A 16,405-nucleotide genomic window follows, 5' to 3' on the forward strand; every position below is an offset into this window, starting at 1 on the left:
CCGCGGCCATCATGACAGATCGTCTCCTGCCAGCGCCCCGAACAGGATGACGGCGGCGGTGGAAGCGGCGCCGCCGCGCGCAAGCTGCTCGGCAAGCTCGACAATGGTGGTGCGGACCAGCCGCTCGTCGGAACGGCCAAGAGATTCCGCAAACAGCGCCGGCGTATTTGCGGCCAGGCCATGCTCGATCAATTTTGCGGCAAGGGCCGGAAAGGTGCGCCGGCCCATATAAACCACGGTGGTTGCCTCCGGATCTGCCAGCGCCACCCAATTCAGGTTTTGCGGCAGTTCGCCGGTGACGTCAGCCCCGGTCACGAACTGCACCCGCCGCGAGGTGTGGCGCCGGGTCAGGGGGATGCCGGCTTGCGCGGCGGCGACGCAGGCGGATGTGACGCCGGGAATGATCTCGTAGCCGATGCCGGCCTCGCGCAGCGTCTCGAGCTCCTCCTCGAGCCGGCCGAAAATGCCGGCGTCGCCAGACTTCAGCCGCACCACGCGCGCGCCAGTTGCGGCGTAGTCAACCAAAAGGCGGTTGACGTGGTGCTGCTTGGTGGAGGGCCGCCCTGCCCGTTTGCCCACCGCGACGAGATTGGCGCCGGGACGGGCGAGATCGAGGATCGCGCCGGAGGCAAGATCATCATAGAGCACGACGTCGGCCTCGCGCAGCCGTGCAGTCCCCTTCACCGTGAGGAGTTCTGGGTCGCCGGGGCCGGCGGAGACGAAACTGACAAAACCGCTCACCGGTCCTCCGCAATCAGATGGAAGAACGTGCCGGTGGCTTGGCCCCGCCGCGAGCCGGTCTCGGCAATGACCGCGCCGGTTGCATCGTGGACCACGGCCAGCGGCGTGTCGGGCTGGGCGATGATCGTCGAATAATGGAACTCGTGGCCGCGCAGGCGTGCGCCTGCCCGGTGCCCCGGCATCGGCGTGTCCAGTTCGGCGAGACGATAGCCCAGATGCATGCGGCGCTTGGCAAAGCTGGTCTCCAGGCCGAGCAGCCCCGCCATCTCATGGCGCACGCCATCGGCATCGGTCAAAGCAGTTCCTAGCACCATATAGCCTCCGCATTCGCCGTGGACCGGCCGTGTCTCGGCGAAGGACCGCACGCCGCTGCGAAAGCGTGCGTTGGCCGCGATCTTGCCGGCATGAAGCTCGGGATAGCCGCCGGGCAGCCAGCAGACATCGGCGCTCGCGTCGGGCGATTCGTCGGCCAGCGGCGAGAACGGCACGATCTCGGCGCCGGCCGCGCGCCAGGCCTCCAGCATGTGCGGATAGACGAAGGAGAACGCCGCATCGCGGGCGAGCGCAATGCGCTGCCCGGGCGGCGTGACGTTCAAATCATTGCTCGCTGCCTGCGGCGACCAATTGGCGGCCGCCCGCAGCACCGCATCGAGATCGACATGCTCGGCAACGAAGCGCGCGGCCTCGTCGATCAGCTTGCCGATCCCGGTCTGCTCCTCGGCCTGCACCAGGCCGAGATGCCGCTTTGGCAGGCTAATCTCGGCATGGCGTGGCAATACGCCGAACACGGCGATGCCGGCGTCTCTCAGCGCGCGACGCACGAGATCTTCGTGGCGTGGGCTGGCGACACGATTGAGCACGACGCCGGCAAGGCGCACGCCAGGGCGGTAGTCGCGAAGGCCCGCGGCAATCGCTGCCGCGGTCTGCGCTTGGCCAGAGGGATCGATCACCAGCAGCACGGGCCAGCCCAGCATCTCGGCGATGTCTGCGGTGGCGCCGGTGCCGGAGACGCCGCGCGCGGCGACGCCGTCGAACAGGCCCATCGAGCCCTCCGCGAGCACGACGTCGGCATCCGCGCCGCGGCTGACGAGATGCGCGATCGCCCCGCGATCCATTGCCCAGCTATCGATATTGACGGAGGCCCGTCCCGTCGCCGCAGCGTGAAAGGCGGGATCGATATAGTCGGGCCCGCTCTTGAAGCACTGCACGTTCAAGCCGCGATTGCGCCAAGCGCGGGCGAGCGCCAGCGTCAGCGTGGTCTTGCCGACGCCTGAGGCCGGTGCGGAGATGACGAGACCTGCCGCCATCAGGGCGCCTCCGGGAAGCGGGGCTCGGCGCCAACCGGCCGATAGCGGCGATCATAGTCGGCGGCATAGAGGCGGCTCTCGTCAAAATCCGTGGCATTCAGCGTCCTGCCGACCAGGACCAGCCCGGTGCGCTCCATCTCGCTGCCTACAGCCGCATCGAGCGTTGCCAGTGTGGCGCGCACGATGCGCTGGTCCGGCCAGCTCGCGCGCCAGACGATCGCGACCGGGCAGTCTGCGCCGTAATGCGGCGTCAGCTCGGCGATGAGCTTGTCGAGCAGGTGGATCGACAGGTGGATCGCGAGCACCGCGCCGGTCGCGGCGAATGCGGCAAGCTTCTCGCCCTCGGGCATGGCGCTGGCCCGGCCCGGCGTGCGCGTCAGCACCACGGTCTGGGCAAGGCCCGGTAGCGTCAGCTCGGCCTCCAGCGCAGCGGCAGCAGCCGAGAAGGACGGCACGCCCGGCGTGACCGAATAGGGGATGCCGAGCGCGCGCAGGCGGCGGAGCTGCTCGCCCATCGCCGACCAGATCGAGAGATCGCCGGAATGCAGACGGGCGACGTCTTTGCCGCCCGCATGCGCGGCGGCGATCTCGGCGATGATCTCGTCGAGCGACAGCGGCGCGGTGTTGACGATCCGCGCGCCCGGCGGGCAATGCGCCAGCACACCCTCCGGCACAAGCGAGCCGGCATAGAGACACAGCGGAGAGGCGGCGATCAGGTCGCGGCCGCGCAACGTCAGCAAATCGGGCGCGCCCGGGCCGGCCCCGATGAAATGCACGGTCATAAGCCGTCTCCTTCCGCAATCGCGGCGGTCGCGGTGCGATCCTGCGAGACAACGCGTGTCGCAATCAGCCGCGCGCGAGGGCCGGCCACTGCGAGCGCCGCGGCTTCGGCAACCGATCCCGTGCCGAACTTTTCCGCGATGAACTCCGATTGCGTCGGCGTGTCGATGCCCGCGAGCATGTGCACCGGAACCGCCTTGATCGGCACGCCGCATTCACGCGCGAGCTGCTTCAGCGCTTCGGCCTCGGCCTTGTCGCTGACGGTCGCCACTGCCGCAAGGCCTTCGGGACCGCCGGCCGCCAGCAGCGCCTCGCGCAGTGAAGCCAGCGTCACGTCGTTCTTGAATCCGAGCCCGGCAACTTTCATCGGACCACACTCCATTGCACCACCGGCCGCGCCGCTTCCCAGGAGCGGTAGCGACCGAGTGGACTTGCATGCGCGATCTCGACGCGCATCAGCTCGCCGCCGTGGCGCTGATGCAGCTCGCCGAGCAGCGCCTCTGTCTCCAGCGTCACCGCATGCGCGACGAGCCGCGCCCCAGGCGCCAGCCGCGACCAGATGGCGTCAAACATCGCGCCATCGAGGCCGCCGCCGACGAAGACAGCGTCCGGCGCGTCCAGCGCTGTCACAGCATCGGGTGCTTCGCCCGCGATGACCTTGATCCGATGCTCCAGTCCGAACGCGGCCGCGTTGCTGCGGATGTTGGCAGCCCGATCATCACGCGCCTCAATGGCCACCGCCGTTCCGCCGCACAGCGCCCACTCGATCGAGATCGAGCCCGAACCGGCGCCGATGTCCCACAGCGTCCTGCCGGGACACGGCGCCAGCGCCGAGAGCGCAAAGGCGCGCATCGGCCGCTTGGTGATCTGGCCGTCGTGAGCGAAGAGATCGTCCGGCAGGCCCGAACCGCGAGACAGCCCCTGCCCTCCCTTCGTCTCCAGCGCAACCGCAGTGAGATTTCCGGACGAAGCGCGCGTAAAGCTCTCAGCGCGATACTCTCTGACGCTTTCATTCGGCCCGCCAAGCGCGGCGAGAGTCCAGAATGCGGAAGGGCCCCAGCCGCGCTCGGTCAGCCAGTTCGCGAGATCGCCGGCCGCTTTGCCATTACGCACGAGACAGATGATCCGCGCCCCGCGCGCCAGATGCTGCACGAGACGTTCGAATGGCGCAGCGTGAAGTCCAAGACAGATCACGGATTCCAGACGCCAGCCGAGCCGCGCAGCGACGAGCGAGAACGTCGACGGCGCGGAGTGCGCAATCCACTCGCCAGCCTGCAGCTTGTCGGCAAGACTTGCGCCGGCGCCATGCCAGAACGGATCGCCTGAGGCGAGCACCACCGTCGGCCGGCCGCGGCAGCTCAGCACGATATCTGCATCGAACGGCACCGGCCACGGACGGCCGCGGCTGCCAACTTGCGCAAGCGCGAGATGGCGCTCGCCGCCGAAGACGGTTTCTGCCTTGGCAAGCGCCTTTCGGCTTGCTTCGGACAGCCCGGCAAGGCCATCTTCGCCGATACCGATGATGGTCAGCCAGGGATCAGCCATGATGCGCGCCCTCGTTCTGGGCGGAACAGCCGATGCGAGCCTGCTGGCTGCGGCGATCGCGCGCGCGGGCATCAAGGCCGTCTATTCCTATGGCGGTCGCACCCGCGCGCCTGCCGATCAGCCGCTGCCGACCCGCATCGGCGGCTTCGGCGGCGTGGGCAGGCTTGCCGAATACCTTCGTCATGAAGGCATCACGCATGTGGTCGACGCGACCCACCCATTCGCGGCGGAGATGAGCCGCAATGCGGTCGAAGCCTGCGCGGAGACGGGCACGCCATTGATTGCGCTGGAGCGAGCGCCCTGGACCAAAGCGCCTGGCGACAACTGGATCGAGGTCGTCGACGTCAACGCCGCCGTCGCAACGCTGCCCGAAAGGCCGGCCAAAGTGTTCCTCGCCATCGGCCGCCAACACATCGCGCCATTTGCGATGACGCCGCAGCATCGCTACACGCTGCGTTTCGTCGATCCCCCCGAAACAACCCTGCCCTTTCCGGCCCACGTGATCGTGTCGCGCGGGCCGTTCACGCTTCATAGCGAGCTGGAGATGATGCGGGAGCGCGGGATCACTTGGATCGTTGCCCGTAATTCCGGCGGAGACGGTGCGCGCGCCAAGATCGATGCGGCCCGCATGCTCGGCCTGCCCGTGATCATGATCTCGCGACCAAACCTGCCCGAGCGGTTGCGGGTGGAGAGCGTTTCCGAGGTCATGCAGTGGCTCGGTCATCGGACCTGCCTCGGCGCATAGACCCAGCGGCCGACGCGGCGGGTCTGCGAATTGCCCACGATCACCAGCGTGCGCATGTCGGCCATCTCGGGTGTCGCTTCGTTCAGAGCGACGGTCTCGATCTTTTCATCGGGCGCGCTGATCGAGCGGGCAAAGATCATCAGGCGCTCGCCGCAACCGGACTCCTTCAGCACCGCAAGCGCGCGGCCAAATCCCTCCGCGCGGCTCGCCGAACGCGGATTGTACATCGCAATGACAAAATCGGCCTCCGCCGCAAGCCGCAGGCGCTTCTCGATCACCGCCCAGGGCTTCAGATTGTCGGAGAGATTGATCGCACAGAAATCATGGCCGAGCGGCGCGCCGGCGCGGGCAGCCGCCGCCAGCATGGCGGTGATGCCGGGCAGCACGCGAATAGGCAGCTCCCGCCATTGCGGTGCCTGCTCGAGCGCCTCGAACACGGCAGAGGCCATCGCGAACACACCGGGATCACCGGAGGAGACGACGACCACCTGGCCGCCTTCCGAGGCAAGCCGCAAGGCTTCGCTTGCGCGCTGCAGCTCTTCGCGATTGTCCGACGGGTGCAGTGCAAGCCCCGGTCGCGGCGGGACGCGGGCGACATAAGGCGCATAGCCGAGAATGTCGGTCGCGGCCGCGAGCGCGGCGGAGACTTCCGGCGTCACCAGCGCGTCGCTGCCAGGGCCGAGCCCTGCGATAGTCAGCGTGCCCGTCATTCGGCGGCGTCCAGGTGCCGGCCCTTGCCGTGCACCAGCACGATCGCGAAATAGGGACAATCGGCGGCATCGACCTCGGCGAGCCGCGCGATGCGCTCGCCGGGCATGGTGCCGCGCTCGACCAGCCAGGCATCGTCCAGCCGTCCGGCGGATGCAAGCGCGCGGCGCACCTTTGCAAGATTGCGGCCGGTCTTCATGATGATGAGTGCATCGGAATTGCGCATGCGCCGCTCGAGTTCGTCTTCGCCAAGCGTCCCCATCAGCACCGTCGTCACATCGTCGCCGAGCGCAATCGGCTGTCCCACGCCGTTCCAGCAGCCGACCATGCCGGGAATGCCCGCGATCACCTCGATCTCGACGCGGCCTTGCAGGCGCGTATGCAGATGCATGAAAGAGCCGTAGAAGTAGGGATCACCCTCGCAGAGCACGACGACGTCGACCGCGCGCGAAAGCCGCGCCAGGCGCTCGGCCCATTCGTCATAGAAGCCGGCGAGCAGATGGACATAGCCGGGGCTGTCGAAGGCGATCTCGGTCGTAACGGGATATTCCATGGGGTATTCGGTGATGTCGGCAGCAAGCATGCCCTCGACGATGCGGCGCGCCTGACCCGGCCTTCCCTTCTTGCGGAAATAGGCGACGTGCCTGGCACCGCGCACCATGCGGTCGGCGCGCACGCTCATCAAATCGGGATCGCCGGGGCCGAGACCGCAGCAGATGATGCGTCCCATGACTATTCGCTCCCGCTCGCCAGCGCGTTCACGGCGGCAACCGTGATCGCGGAACCGCCGAGGCGGCCTTCGACCGTCAGCGCAGGTGCCGGCGGATCGGCCATCAGCGCGGCCTTGGATTCGGCGGCACCGACGAAGCCGACCGGACAGCCGATGATCGCCGCGGGCCGCGGGCAGTCGCGGTCCTCCAGCATGTTGAGGAGATGAAACAACGCAGTCGGCGCATTGCCGATCGCGATGATCGCGCCGCCCAGATGTGGCCTCCACAGCTCCAGCGCCGCAGCCGAGCGCGTGTTGCGCATGGACTGCGCCAGCGCCGGCACGGTGGCATCACCGAGTGTGCAGATGATCGGGTTGGCCGCAGGAAGTCTTGCGCGCGTGATTCCTTCCGAGACCATGCGCGCGTCGCACAGGATCGACGCGCCATTCTGCAAGGCCGCGCGCGCAGCGGCCACCATGCCGGGCGTGAAGCGGATATGCGCCTCAAGGCCGACCATGCCGGCGGCGTGGATCATCCGCACCACGACCTGCTCCTCGTCCGGCGAGAAGCGCGCAAGATCAGCCTCGGCGCGGATGGTCGCAAAGGACTGCCGGTAGATCGCCGCGCCGTCGGTCTCGTAACTGTGCGGCATCAGTGCCCTCCCACCAGAATGGAGGGATCGCTGACGATGTCATCGCGGTTCAGGCCGCGCAGAGCGGGCTCATCGCGGGCCGATCCACCGCGCACGAGATCGAATCCGGCACCGGTCGCAACCAGCGTCACCGCGGTGGCGCCGGAATGCGCACAGCCCTTGGCGCAGCCAGAGACATGAAGCCGCGTATCGGGTGCAATGCGCGGCGCGAGCGCGGCGGCGAGCGCGCGGGTGTCGGCATGCGCCTCGCGGCAGCGTGGGGCGCCGCTGCAGGCGATGACGCGCAGCGCGGGATCGTAGGGTTCGGTGATGAGACCCGCCCCGTTCGGCATCGCACGCTTGCCCTCGCTCAAGACCATCCGCCATGGCGTCATGCGCAGAGCATGTCCGCAACCGGCGAATTCATGCAGCGTCGTATGCAGCATCTGCCCGAATGCGACCCCGACCATGGCGCCCTGCGGATAATGTCCGGGCTGCAGCGCAGCCATCACGGAGGCAGGTTCGGTCTCGCCGCGCAAGGTCCCCGGCAATGCCGCACCGGAAGCGATGTGGGCCGCCATGCGCCCTCGCCCGCTGCGGACCCCGCCGGAGGTAATGAACCAGTCTGCGAGCGCGAGCGCCGTGCTCACGACGTCTCCGCGTCCGACGGAACGACCGAAGCTCGCACCATCGGCGCGCACGAGAAGCCGGCCCGCACGATCGCGCTCGATGCGCACGTCGGCGGAGTCGCCGGCGAGCACGCGCGAGGTCCCGTCATCGATGGCGAAGCCGAATTTTGTGGGCAATTTGAGCGCGCTGTCGGCAAGCGCCTCTTCGAGCTCGGCGGCGAGCGCCTGCGTGTCGTCGCCCTCGTTCCAGAACGGCGTCACCAGGATGTTGCGCCGGGATTCGATATCGGCATCGGGATCGAGCAGCGCCAGTCGCGCAAGGCCGTCGAGCAGCGGACCGTGGCCTTCGTCCCTGACACCTCTGATCTGGAGGTTGGCGCGGCTCGTCACGTCGAGGAGACCATTGCCGAAGCGTTCGGCCAGATCAGCAAGGCCGGAAGCCTGTGCCGCTTCAAGGCGACCGCCGAACGGGCGCACGCGGACCACGAGCCCGTCGCCCGATTGCATCGGCCGCAGCGCGCCGGGACACCAGCCCTTGACCGCGGAAGCGCTCATGAGGCCTCCTTCAACGCAGCGGCGATCGAATTGCGGCGCGTCCGCCAGAGCGAGGCGTCATGCAATCGCGTGAAGCACGTCTCCATTGCTGCGACCGCCGCCGGATTTTCGCGCGCCATGAAAGCGCGGACGTCGGCGTTGCCAAGCGTCGCGTCATAATAGAGATCGAACAGATGCGGCGGCACGGCGCCGGCAAGATGCGCGAAGGCGGCCATGTGCTCGAGCGTCGCGGCGATCTCGGCCGCGCCGCGAAAACCGTGGCGCATCATGCCGTCGATCCAGGCGGGATTGGCCGCGCGCGCACGGACGACCCGGGAGATTTCCTCGGCCAGCGAGCGCGCGTGCGGTTGCTCGGGACGCGTCGTGTCAATGTGATAGAGCGATGGTCCTGCCGCGCCGAGATGTGCCGCAGCTGCGGCGACCCCCGCTTCATGCGCAGCATAGTCCGCGGCGAGCAGAAGATCGGTCTCTGGCAGATCCTGGACATGGACGAAGGCATCGGCGGACGCAAGCCGCGCCTCGATGCCGGCGCGATCAGGCTTGATCGCGCCATCCGCCGAGAACGCCCAGGACGATGCCGACAGCCACGCTTCCCCGGCGGCATCACGCGTCTCGGGCGTGAAGGTATCAGGGATCGCTGACAAGCCGACGCCGTATTGTCCGGGCCGCGGCGCAAAGACGCGTGGCGCACGGTGGCGATAGGGATTCTCCTCACCCTCTTCGTCGCGGTTTGCGAGCGCCTCGGACGCAGCCTCGAACAATTGCGCCAGACCCGAAAAGACGTCGCGGAACAGGCCCGATACGCGCAGCGTCACGTCGATGCGGGGGCGGCCGAGCTCGGCCGGCGCGATGATGTCGTAGCCGGTGACGCGCCCGGAGGCGTGGTCCCAGTGCGGCGCAAGACCGGCCAGATGCAGCGCCATCGCGAACTCCTCGCCTGCGGTGCGCATCGTCGCCGAGCCCCAGAGATCGACCACGAGCCCCTTCGGCCAGTCGCCATGATCCTGCAAGTGACGGCGCAGCAGCTCTTCCGCGAGCTTGATGCCTTGCGCATGCGCCGACGGCGTCGGCACCGCGCGTGGATCGACGGCGAAGAGATTGCGCCCGGTCGGCAGCACGTCCTGGCGCCCGCGATAGGGCGAGCCCGATGGCCCCGGCGCAATGCGCTGCCCCGCAAGCGCGGCGCGCAGGGCGTCCCGCTCCGCGTCGCCGCAGGCGCCGCGGCCGAACACGTGCAGGCCGTCACCGAACTGGCTTTCCTTGATGTCGCAGACGAAACGATCGATCCGTGGAATCGCTTCGGCTGGTGCGGCCGATGCATCGAGGCCAAGATCGTCTTCGAGGCCCGCGGCACGGGCTTCGTCGCGGATCGCCGCGATCAACCGCTGGCGGCGGGCGGGGTCAAGACCATCGGCAGTGGAATATTCGTCCAGAAGCCGTTCGAGCCGGCGCAAGCCCTCCGGGACGACGGATGCGGCAAGGGGCGGCGGCAGATGGCCGATCGTGACGGCGCCGATGCGCCGCTTGGCCTGCGCGGCCTCGCCAGGATCATTGACGATGAAGGGATAGATGACCGGCAGATCGCCGATCAGGGCTTCCGGCCAACAGCTCGATGACAGCGCCAAGGATTTGCCGGGCAGCCATTCCAGCGTGCCGTGCGCGCCCATATGCACGACGGCGTCACAGCCCTGCTCTCGAAGCCACAGATAGAACGCAACATAGGCATGGCGCGGCGTGCGGGCGAGATCGTGATAGTCGACATCGCGCGTGGTTGCATCGCCACGCTCGGGCTGAACCGCGATGATCGACTGGCCGCACCGAATCGCGGCGAAGTGGAGCGCACCGTCGCGACAGCTCGGATCATCCTCCGGCGCACCCCAAGCTTGTGCGAGATCATCCTGCAATGCTTGCGGCAGACGCGAGAGCGCCGTGCGGTACTCAGCGACGCTCCAGGTCAGCTGCTGCCTCAGCAGCGTTTCGCCGAGCGCATGAACTGGCGCGGCATCGAAGCCCGTCTCCGCGAGGTCGGACAGCAAGACCTCGACGGACGCCAGCGCATCGAGGCCAACCGCATGCGCGATCTGGTGTGGACGGCCCGGGTAGTTCGAAAGCACGATCGCCAGACGCTTCTTGGCGGCCGGCGTCTCGGCGAGCCGCCGCCAGGCCGCAACCCGTGCGGCGACGGCCTTCACCCGCTCCTCGTCAGCGCGATGCGCAAGATGGGAGAACTGCAGATCGGGATCGCGCTCCGCAGCGGATTTGAAGCTCACCACGCCCGCGAACAAGCGGCCATCGACCTCGGGCAGCACCACATGCATCGCGAGGTCGCCCGGCGAGAGGCCGCGCAGCGAGGTAGCCCAATCCTCGCGCCGTGCCGTCGAGAGCGCAACCTGGAACACCGGACACGGGGCTACGTCAAACGGCGTCGTGCCATCGTCGCCTACGGCCGAGAACGCCGTCGCATTGACGATCGCCGTAGGAGGATCTCGCGCGAGATGCGCGCGCAGCCAATCGGCGACGGCCGCGGCTTTCAGCGAGGTGACGAAGACACCATAGGCACCAAAACCCTTCTCGCGCAGCGCGGCGATCAAGGCATCGACCGGCCCGGTGTCCGCAGCGGTGAGATAGGAGCGATAGAACGTCACCAGCGCGTGCGGCTTCCCCTCGCCGCCCGTCGGCGCAGCAATGACGCCGCGCGCGGGATCATAAAATCCCGTCTCGGGCACATTCATTTCGCCGACGACTGGCCCGGCATAGAGGCCCGAGGCCAGCGCGAGCTGCGCGATCGCGGCTTGGGCCGCGACCGGGCCGCCGGTGTCACAGAGCACCTTGAGCCGGCGCAGGGTCGAGACCGGCAAGGTCGAATACGCGTCGAGCCGCGTATCGTCACGGCCGTCGGCCGGCAGCACGGCCAGCACGATGTTGCGGTCCTTAGCAAGTTGCTGGAGCGTCGCGAGACCATACGGCCAATAGGATTCACCGCCGATCAGACGTACCAGAATGCCACGCGCATGGGAGAGCGTGCGCTCGATATAGGTGTCGACCGAGAGCGGATGACGCAGTTCCGCAAGATTTGCGAGCCGCAGCGACGGCAGGCTGGTACGGCCGCGCCGCCAGCCGGCCGCAAACGCGGCAAGATCGGAATCCGAATATGAGAGCACCACGAGATCGGCCGGGTCCTGGCCGATGTCCCTTGGCGTCGCGGTCTCCTCAAGACCGCGGCTCTCGCGGAAAACGACGTGCATCAGGTTGCTAGCCCTGACCTGATCGCGGCCTCGTCAATATCGCCGTGCTCGCCAATCACGACGAGTTTCGATTGCCTGACACCTGCGCCCCAGGGCTTGTCGAACTGGTGGCGCACACGCTCGCCGACCGCCTGCAGCAAGAGGCGCATCGGCTTGCCCGCGATTGCGATATAGCCTTTGACGCGCAGCACGTTCTGCTCGCGCGCTAGGCGCTGAACGGAGGCGACCAGCGCATCGATATCGGCAACTTCCGGCAGGTCGATCACGACGGAGGCAAAATCGTCATGCTCATGCTCCTCCTCGCCGTCGTGATGCGAGGGACGCGCGGCAAGATCGCTCTCGGCGGCGGCGCCGAGACCGAGGATGACGCGCGCATCGATCGCGCCGTCGGTGATGGGAAGCATCGGCACGCGGCGCGGCATCTCGGCGGTGATCGCCGCCTTGGCGGCTTCTATCCCTGAGCTGCCGGCAAGATCGGCCTTGGTCAGCAGCACGATGTCGGCGCAGGCGATCTGGTCCTCGAACACTTCCGACAGCGGCGTCTCGTGGTCGAGATTGTCGTCCGCCGCGCGCTGCGCTTCGACTGCAATCGGGTCCGGCGCGAAGCGGCCAGCAGCGACAGCCTCTGCATCGGCCAGCGCAATCACGCCATCGACAGTGATGCGCGAGCGGATCTCCGGCCAGTCAAAGGCCTTCAGCAGCGGTTTTGGCAACGCCAGGCCCGAGGTCTCGATCAGGATGTGATCGGGCTTCACGGGGCGTGCCAGCAATTGCTCCATGGCCGGAATGAAATCGTCAGCGACGGTGCAGCAGATGCAGCCATTGGCGAGCTCGATGATGTTCTCCTCCGGGCAATTGGCAGCAGCGCACGACTTCAAAATCTCGCCGTCGACGCCCTCGCTGCCGAACTCGTTGACGAGCACGGCGAGCTTCTTGCCGCCGGCATTGGCGAGCAGATGCTGGATCAGCGTCGTCTTGCCGGAGCCGAGAAAACCGGTGATCACAGTGACCGGGACTTTTGCGAGCGAATTCATTCGGCGGCCTCCGGCACGACGGCAAGGGGGGGAATGCGGGCAAGCGACTGCTTGCGGAAGATTTCGGGACGGCTGCGCCAGGGCACGAGGCCGTCGGGCGCGGCCGCATACGCCGCAGCGCCCGCGACCACGTCGCGCGCATTCGTCTCCGACAGGCGGCCATAGACATAGGACCAGCGACCCGGCGCACTCAGCGCGACCGAGCAGCCCTGGCTACAGGCAGAGAGGCATTCGACCGGAACCACATTGACGCCGTCGGGCACGCCGGCGTCCAGGATCGCGCCATGCAACCGCTTGCCCGGCGTGACGTCGCCTTCGCCAAGCGTCTCGCCGGCACGGCAGGTAATGCAGACGTGAAGTGTGACCGTCATCGCCTCTTCCAGAATAACAGCGGGAGGCGAAGAGGCGCACGGACCATTGTGAGAGGCCCGTTTCCCCGTCGCGGAACACCCCGTCCGCCGGTCCAAAATCGTCCGCGCTGGCAGGTCTCCCGGCTTGCGGAGCAGGGCTTTTGCCCTTCGATCCCCGCCTTCCCGATCCCGTTAGGGGTCAGTGGCTTCGGGCATCTCTCCGGTCACGGTCGCGGGGGCGGCTGCATTTTGGACCCAAATCTTGCCAATTCGGACCCTATCGCATTCCCTCTTCGCCTGTCATAGGACAGGAACCAGCGCAGACCCACCATTTGCCGGTGGCCGCCACTTGTCAAGCCGAAGGACCGGATACGATGACGCCTGAACCGGATATCCAAACGGGCGAGGAAACCGACGCCCGCCACGCCGCGAAAATGGCAAAGAAGAAGGCCGCCCGCGACGAGATCATGGCGACCAAGAGCGGCGAAAAAGGCCTCGTTATCGTCCACACCGGCGCCGGCAAAGGCAAGTCGTCCTCGGCCTTCGGCATGATCGTCCGCTGCGTCGCCCATGGCTTGCCCTGCGCGGTGGTGCAGTTCATCAAGGGCGCCTGGGACACCGGCGAGCGCCGCCTGCTCACTGGCCATTTCGGCGACCTCTGCCAATTCCACGCCATGGGCGAAGGTTTCACCTGGGAGACGCAGGACCGCGCCCGCGACATCGCCGCCGCGCGCGCCGGCTGGGACAAGGCCAAGGAGCTGATTCGCGATCCTGCCTTGCGCATGGTCGTGCTCGACGAGATCAACATCGCGCTGCGCTATGACTATCTCGACATCGCCGAGGTGGTCGAATTCCTGACGACGCAAAAGCCGCCGATGACGCATGTCGTGCTCACCGGGCGCAACGCAAAGGACGAATTGATCGAGATCGCCGATCTCGTTACCGAGATGACGCTGGTCAAGCATCCCTTCCGGTCCGGCATCAAGGCGCAAGCCGGCGTCGAGTTCTGATACGATCTCGCCATGGCGCGCGCGCTGATGATCCAGGGGGCCGGCTCGGACGTGGGCAAGTCGCTCATCGTCGCGGGCCTTGCGCGCGCCTTCATGCGGCGCGGCCTGCGCGTGCTCCCTTTTAAGCCGCAGAACATGTCGAACAATGCCGCCGTCACCGTCGACGGCGGCGAGATCGGCCGCGCCCAGGCGCTTCAGGCGCTCGCCGCTCGCGTCGAGCCGCACACCGACATGAACCCGGTGCTGCTCAAGCCGGAGACCGATGTCGGCGCGCAGGTCATCGTCCATGGCAAGCGCATCGCAACGGTGCGTGCGCGCGATTATGCGGCGATGAAGCCCTCGCTGATGGGCGCCGTGCTGGAGAGTTTCGCGCGCTTGAAGACGCGCGCCGATCTGGTGCTGGTCGAAGGCGCGGGCAGCCCGGCCGAGGTGAATTTGCGAAAGGCCGACATCGCCAATATGGGCTTTGCGCGCAAGGCCAACGTGCCGGTCGTGCTGGTCGGCGACATCGACCGCGGCGGCGTCATCGCCCAGCTTGTCGGCATCAGGACGGTCATCGACCCTGACGATGCCGCGATGATCCAGGGCTTCGTCATCAACAAGTTCCGCGGCGACCCCACGCTGTTCGATGACGGCTACCGGCTGATCGAAGCGAAAACCGCATGGCGCGGCTTTGGCGTGCTGCCCTGGTTCGCGCGCGCCGGCGAGCTGCCGGCCGAGGACGCGCTGGGCCTGCGCGACGCGCGCAAGCCGGGCCAATGCAAGATCGCCTGCCTCGCCCTGTCGCGGATCGCCAATTTCGACGATCTCGATCCGCTCAAGCTCGAACCCGGCGTCGATCTCGTCATGGTGCGTCCGGGCGAAGCAATCCCCGGCGATGTGAGGCTGGTCATCATCCCCGGTTCAAAATCCACTCGTGGCGATCTCGCCTTCCTGCGAGCACAGGGCTGGGACATTGATCTCGTGGCGCATCACCGCCGGGGCGGCCATGTGCTCGGGCTCTGCGGCGGCTATCAGATGCTCGGACACAGCGTTGCCGACCCTGACGGCATCGAGGGACCTGCGGGCGACACGCCGGGTCTCGGGCTGCTCGACGTGACAACGGTGATGAGGCCGCAGAAGACGCTGACACGCGTCTCCGCCTTGCACGCCGCCACCGACCAGGCGATCGAGGCCTACGAGATCCACATCGGCCACACCGACGGGCCCGATCGCGCGCGGCCATTTGCGAAACTGAACGGCAAGCCGGAAGGCGCGATCTCGCGCGATGGCCGCGTCCAGGGCAGCTATCTGCACGGCCTGTTCACGTCGGATGATTTCCGCAAGGCATATCTGGCAAAGCTCGATATTCCCGCGGGTAACGAGCCCTATCATGCCAGGATCGAGAGCGCGCTCGATGCCCTCGCCGATCACATCGAAAGGCATCTCGACGTCGAAGGCCTGCTCGCGTTAGCCCGCTAGCACCTCGGCAAGGCGCGTCCATTCGGATTCGCTGCCGGGAAGCCCGAGGCGCAGCCATGCCGGCTCTCGCGCGAAAACGCGCGACCAGATCTGGGCGCGCGCGAGCTTTTCCTGCGCGGCCAGCGCGTTAGGTGTCTGGTAAAGACGAAACAACGGCGTGCCGCCGATAAGCGTCCAGCCTTGCGACTGCGCCATGGCGTCGAGCCGAACACAGTCGCGTGCGAGCCGCGCTGAGGTAGCCTCAGCCCAGGCATCGTCGCGCAAGGCGCGGCAACCGATCGCGATCGCCGCTCCCGAGACCGGCCATGGACCCGACATCGACGCAAGCTTGCCGATATCCGCCGCATTGCCAATTGCGAAGCCAAGCCGAAGGCCGGCAAGGCCATAAAACTTTCCGAACGAGCGCAGGATCAACAGCCGCGGCCGATCGACTTCCGAAGCAAGCGACAGCTGCGGGACGGCGTCGGCAAAGCTCTCGTCGATCACGAGATGGCCGACGCGCGGCAGCAGTGCCAGCAAGTCCTTGGGCGAATGGCGGCGGCCATCGGGATTGTTGGGATTGACGACGATCGCGAGGTCTGCGCCGGCCAACGCGTCAAATTCGCCGACCTCCAGGACATCCCAGCCCGCGGCCGACAGGACCCCGGCATATTCATTGTAGGTCGGCGCGAGGATGCGCGCGCGGCCAGGCGCCGCGAGCTGCGGCAGCAGTTGAATGGCGGCCTGTGCACCGCCCATCGCAACAACAGGTGCGCTCGTGCGATAGGCGTGCTGCGCGGCTTGATGCAAGGCATCGATTTCGGCGCGCGACGGCAACGCGCTCCAGGCGCGCGCGCTCACCTCGCCTACCGGATAAGGCAGCCGGTTGATCCCTGTCGAGAGGTCGATCCAATCCTCTGCGCGTCCGCCAAAACGCTGCTGTGCCAGATCGAGATTTCCACCGTGCTCGCGCAT

General features: G+C 67.3%; 16 protein-coding genes and 1 riboswitch. Of the genes, 3 read left to right on the top strand and 13 right to left on the bottom strand.

Translation table 11 applies throughout. The annotated features are described in order from the left end of the window. Positions 1–9: 9 nt before the first annotated feature. The 5 genes from cobA to cbiE are packed head-to-tail and all read right to left on the bottom strand — an operon-like array spanning position 10 to position 4,373. The gene (cobA, locus tag IVA91_RS02865; protein WP_247278181.1) at positions 10–741 is read right to left on the bottom strand and encodes a uroporphyrinogen-III C-methyltransferase; all 732 of its coding nucleotides are present in this window, start codon (positions 739–741) and stop codon (positions 10–12) included. Further along, positions 738–2,048 (bottom strand): cobyrinate a,c-diamide synthase, encoded by a 1,311-nt coding sequence (locus tag IVA91_RS02870; RefSeq protein ID WP_247278182.1) that lies wholly within the window; start codon positions 2,046–2,048, stop codon positions 738–740. The genes cobA and IVA91_RS02870 overlap by 4 nt, the downstream gene beginning before the upstream one ends. Continuing rightward, entirely contained in the window at positions 2,048–2,830 is a 783-nt protein-coding gene (gene cobM, locus IVA91_RS02875) for a precorrin-4 C(11)-methyltransferase (protein WP_247278183.1), read from the bottom strand. The genes IVA91_RS02870 and cobM overlap by 1 nt, the downstream gene beginning before the upstream one ends. Then, complete coding sequence (locus IVA91_RS02880) at positions 2,827–3,195, bottom strand: cobalamin biosynthesis protein (protein WP_247278184.1); 369 nt, start codon at positions 3,193–3,195, stop codon at positions 2,827–2,829. The genes cobM and IVA91_RS02880 overlap by 4 nt, the downstream gene beginning before the upstream one ends. Beyond that, positions 3,192–4,373, bottom strand: a complete 1,182-nt coding sequence (gene cbiE, locus IVA91_RS02885; RefSeq protein WP_247278185.1) for a precorrin-6y C5,15-methyltransferase (decarboxylating) subunit CbiE — start codon at positions 4,371–4,373, stop codon at positions 3,192–3,194. Before cbiE ends, IVA91_RS02880 begins: the two co-directional genes overlap by 4 nt. On the opposite strand from cbiE, the gene IVA91_RS02890 reads away from it, so the two are divergent. Further along, the gene (locus tag IVA91_RS02890; protein ID WP_247415359.1) at positions 4,372–5,118 is read left to right on the top strand and encodes a cobalt-precorrin-6A reductase; all 747 of its coding nucleotides are present in this window, start codon (positions 4,372–4,374) and stop codon (positions 5,116–5,118) included. The genes cbiE and IVA91_RS02890 overlap by 2 nt on opposite strands. Here the strand turns inward: IVA91_RS02890 and cobJ are convergent. The 7 genes from cobJ to IVA91_RS02925 are packed head-to-tail and all read right to left on the bottom strand — an operon-like array spanning position 5,094 to position 13,001. Continuing rightward, positions 5,094–5,828 (bottom strand): precorrin-3B C(17)-methyltransferase, encoded by a 735-nt coding sequence (gene cobJ / locus IVA91_RS02895; protein WP_247278187.1) that lies wholly within the window; start codon positions 5,826–5,828, stop codon positions 5,094–5,096. The genes IVA91_RS02890 and cobJ overlap by 25 nt on opposite strands. Further along, entirely contained in the window at positions 5,825–6,556 is a 732-nt protein-coding gene (locus IVA91_RS02900; RefSeq protein ID WP_247278188.1) for a precorrin-2 C(20)-methyltransferase, read from the bottom strand. Before IVA91_RS02900 ends, cobJ begins: the two co-directional genes overlap by 4 nt. A 2-nt stretch (positions 6,557–6,558) precedes the next feature. Then, positions 6,559–7,188 carry a precorrin-8X methylmutase gene (locus IVA91_RS02905; protein WP_247278189.1) on the bottom strand — a complete coding sequence of 210 codons (630 nt, stop codon included), beginning with the start codon at positions 7,186–7,188 and terminating at the stop codon, positions 6,559–6,561. Then, complete coding sequence (gene cobG, locus IVA91_RS02910) at positions 7,188–8,351, bottom strand: precorrin-3B synthase (protein ID WP_247278190.1); 1,164 nt, start codon at positions 8,349–8,351, stop codon at positions 7,188–7,190. The genes IVA91_RS02905 and cobG overlap by 1 nt, the downstream gene beginning before the upstream one ends. Further along, the gene (gene cobN / locus IVA91_RS02915) at positions 8,348–11,596 is read right to left on the bottom strand and encodes a cobaltochelatase subunit CobN (RefSeq protein ID WP_247278191.1); all 3,249 of its coding nucleotides are present in this window, start codon (positions 11,594–11,596) and stop codon (positions 8,348–8,350) included. Before cobN ends, cobG begins: the two co-directional genes overlap by 4 nt. Next, on the bottom strand, positions 11,596–12,630 hold the full coding sequence (gene cobW, locus IVA91_RS02920) for a cobalamin biosynthesis protein CobW (protein WP_247278192.1): 1,035 nt from the start codon (positions 12,628–12,630) through the stop codon (positions 11,596–11,598). Before cobW ends, cobN begins: the two co-directional genes overlap by 1 nt. After that, positions 12,627–13,001: a DUF1636 domain-containing protein gene (locus IVA91_RS02925; RefSeq protein ID WP_247278193.1), complete on the bottom strand. Its 375-nt coding sequence runs from the start codon at positions 12,999–13,001 to the stop codon at positions 12,627–12,629. Before IVA91_RS02925 ends, cobW begins: the two co-directional genes overlap by 4 nt. Positions 13,002–13,092: 91 nt before the next feature. Next, positions 13,093–13,314, bottom strand: a riboswitch (cobalamin riboswitch). 40 nt (positions 13,315–13,354) lie between these two features. Between IVA91_RS02925 and cobO the strand changes: the two genes are divergently transcribed. After that, complete coding sequence (gene cobO, locus IVA91_RS02930; RefSeq protein WP_247278194.1) at positions 13,355–13,990, top strand: cob(I)yrinic acid a,c-diamide adenosyltransferase; 636 nt, start codon at positions 13,355–13,357, stop codon at positions 13,988–13,990. A gap of 12 nt (positions 13,991–14,002) precedes the next feature. Then, the gene (locus IVA91_RS02935) at positions 14,003–15,451 is read left to right on the top strand and encodes a cobyric acid synthase (protein ID WP_247278195.1); all 1,449 of its coding nucleotides are present in this window, start codon (positions 14,003–14,005) and stop codon (positions 15,449–15,451) included. Here IVA91_RS02935 and cobD read toward each other — a convergent pair. Then, positions 15,440–16,405, bottom strand: coding sequence for a threonine-phosphate decarboxylase CobD (cobD, locus tag IVA91_RS02940; protein ID WP_247278196.1), 966 nt, complete (start codon positions 16,403–16,405; stop codon positions 15,440–15,442). The two genes, IVA91_RS02935 and cobD, sit on opposite strands and share 12 nt — an antisense overlap.

The sequence above is a fragment of the Bradyrhizobium sp. 153 genome (genome assembly GCF_023073835.1).
Classification (GTDB): Bacteria; Pseudomonadota; Alphaproteobacteria; order Rhizobiales; family Xanthobacteraceae; genus Bradyrhizobium.

Coding starts and splice junctions, on each gene's coding strand:
- IVA91_RS02880 (WP_247278184.1), bottom strand. CDS start 3,195: ATGAAAGTTGCCGGGCTCGGATTCAAGAACGACGTGACGCTGGCTTCA.
- IVA91_RS02905 (WP_247278189.1), bottom strand. CDS start 7,188: ATGCCGCACAGTTACGAGACCGACGGCGCGGCGATCTACCGGCAGTCC.
- cobO (WP_247278194.1), top strand. CDS start 13,355: ATGACGCCTGAACCGGATATCCAAACGGGCGAGGAAACCGACGCCCGC.
- IVA91_RS02935 (WP_247278195.1), top strand. CDS start 14,003: ATGGCGCGCGCGCTGATGATCCAGGGGGCCGGCTCGGACGTGGGCAAG.
- cobM (WP_247278183.1), bottom strand. CDS start 2,830: ATGACCGTGCATTTCATCGGGGCCGGCCCGGGCGCGCCCGATTTGCTG.
- IVA91_RS02870 (WP_247278182.1), bottom strand. CDS start 2,048: ATGGCGGCAGGTCTCGTCATCTCCGCACCGGCCTCAGGCGTCGGCAAG.
- IVA91_RS02890 (WP_247415359.1), top strand. CDS start 4,372: ATGATGCGCGCCCTCGTTCTGGGCGGAACAGCCGATGCGAGCCTGCTG.
- IVA91_RS02925 (WP_247278193.1), bottom strand. CDS start 13,001: ATGACGGTCACACTTCACGTCTGCATTACCTGCCGTGCCGGCGAGACG.
- cbiE (WP_247278185.1), bottom strand. CDS start 4,373: ATGGCTGATCCCTGGCTGACCATCATCGGTATCGGCGAAGATGGCCTT.
- IVA91_RS02900 (WP_247278188.1), bottom strand. CDS start 6,556: ATGGGACGCATCATCTGCTGCGGTCTCGGCCCCGGCGATCCCGATTTG.
- cobW (WP_247278192.1), bottom strand. CDS start 12,630: ATGAATTCGCTCGCAAAAGTCCCGGTCACTGTGATCACCGGTTTTCTC.
- cobN (WP_247278191.1), bottom strand. CDS start 11,596: ATGCACGTCGTTTTCCGCGAGAGCCGCGGTCTTGAGGAGACCGCGACG.
- cobG (WP_247278190.1), bottom strand. CDS start 8,351: ATGAGCGCTTCCGCGGTCAAGGGCTGGTGTCCCGGCGCGCTGCGGCCG.
- cobD (WP_247278196.1), bottom strand. CDS start 16,405: ATGCGCGAGCACGGTGGAAATCTCGATCTGGCACAGCAGCGTTTTGGC.
- cobJ (WP_247278187.1), bottom strand. CDS start 5,828: ATGACGGGCACGCTGACTATCGCAGGGCTCGGCCCTGGCAGCGACGCG.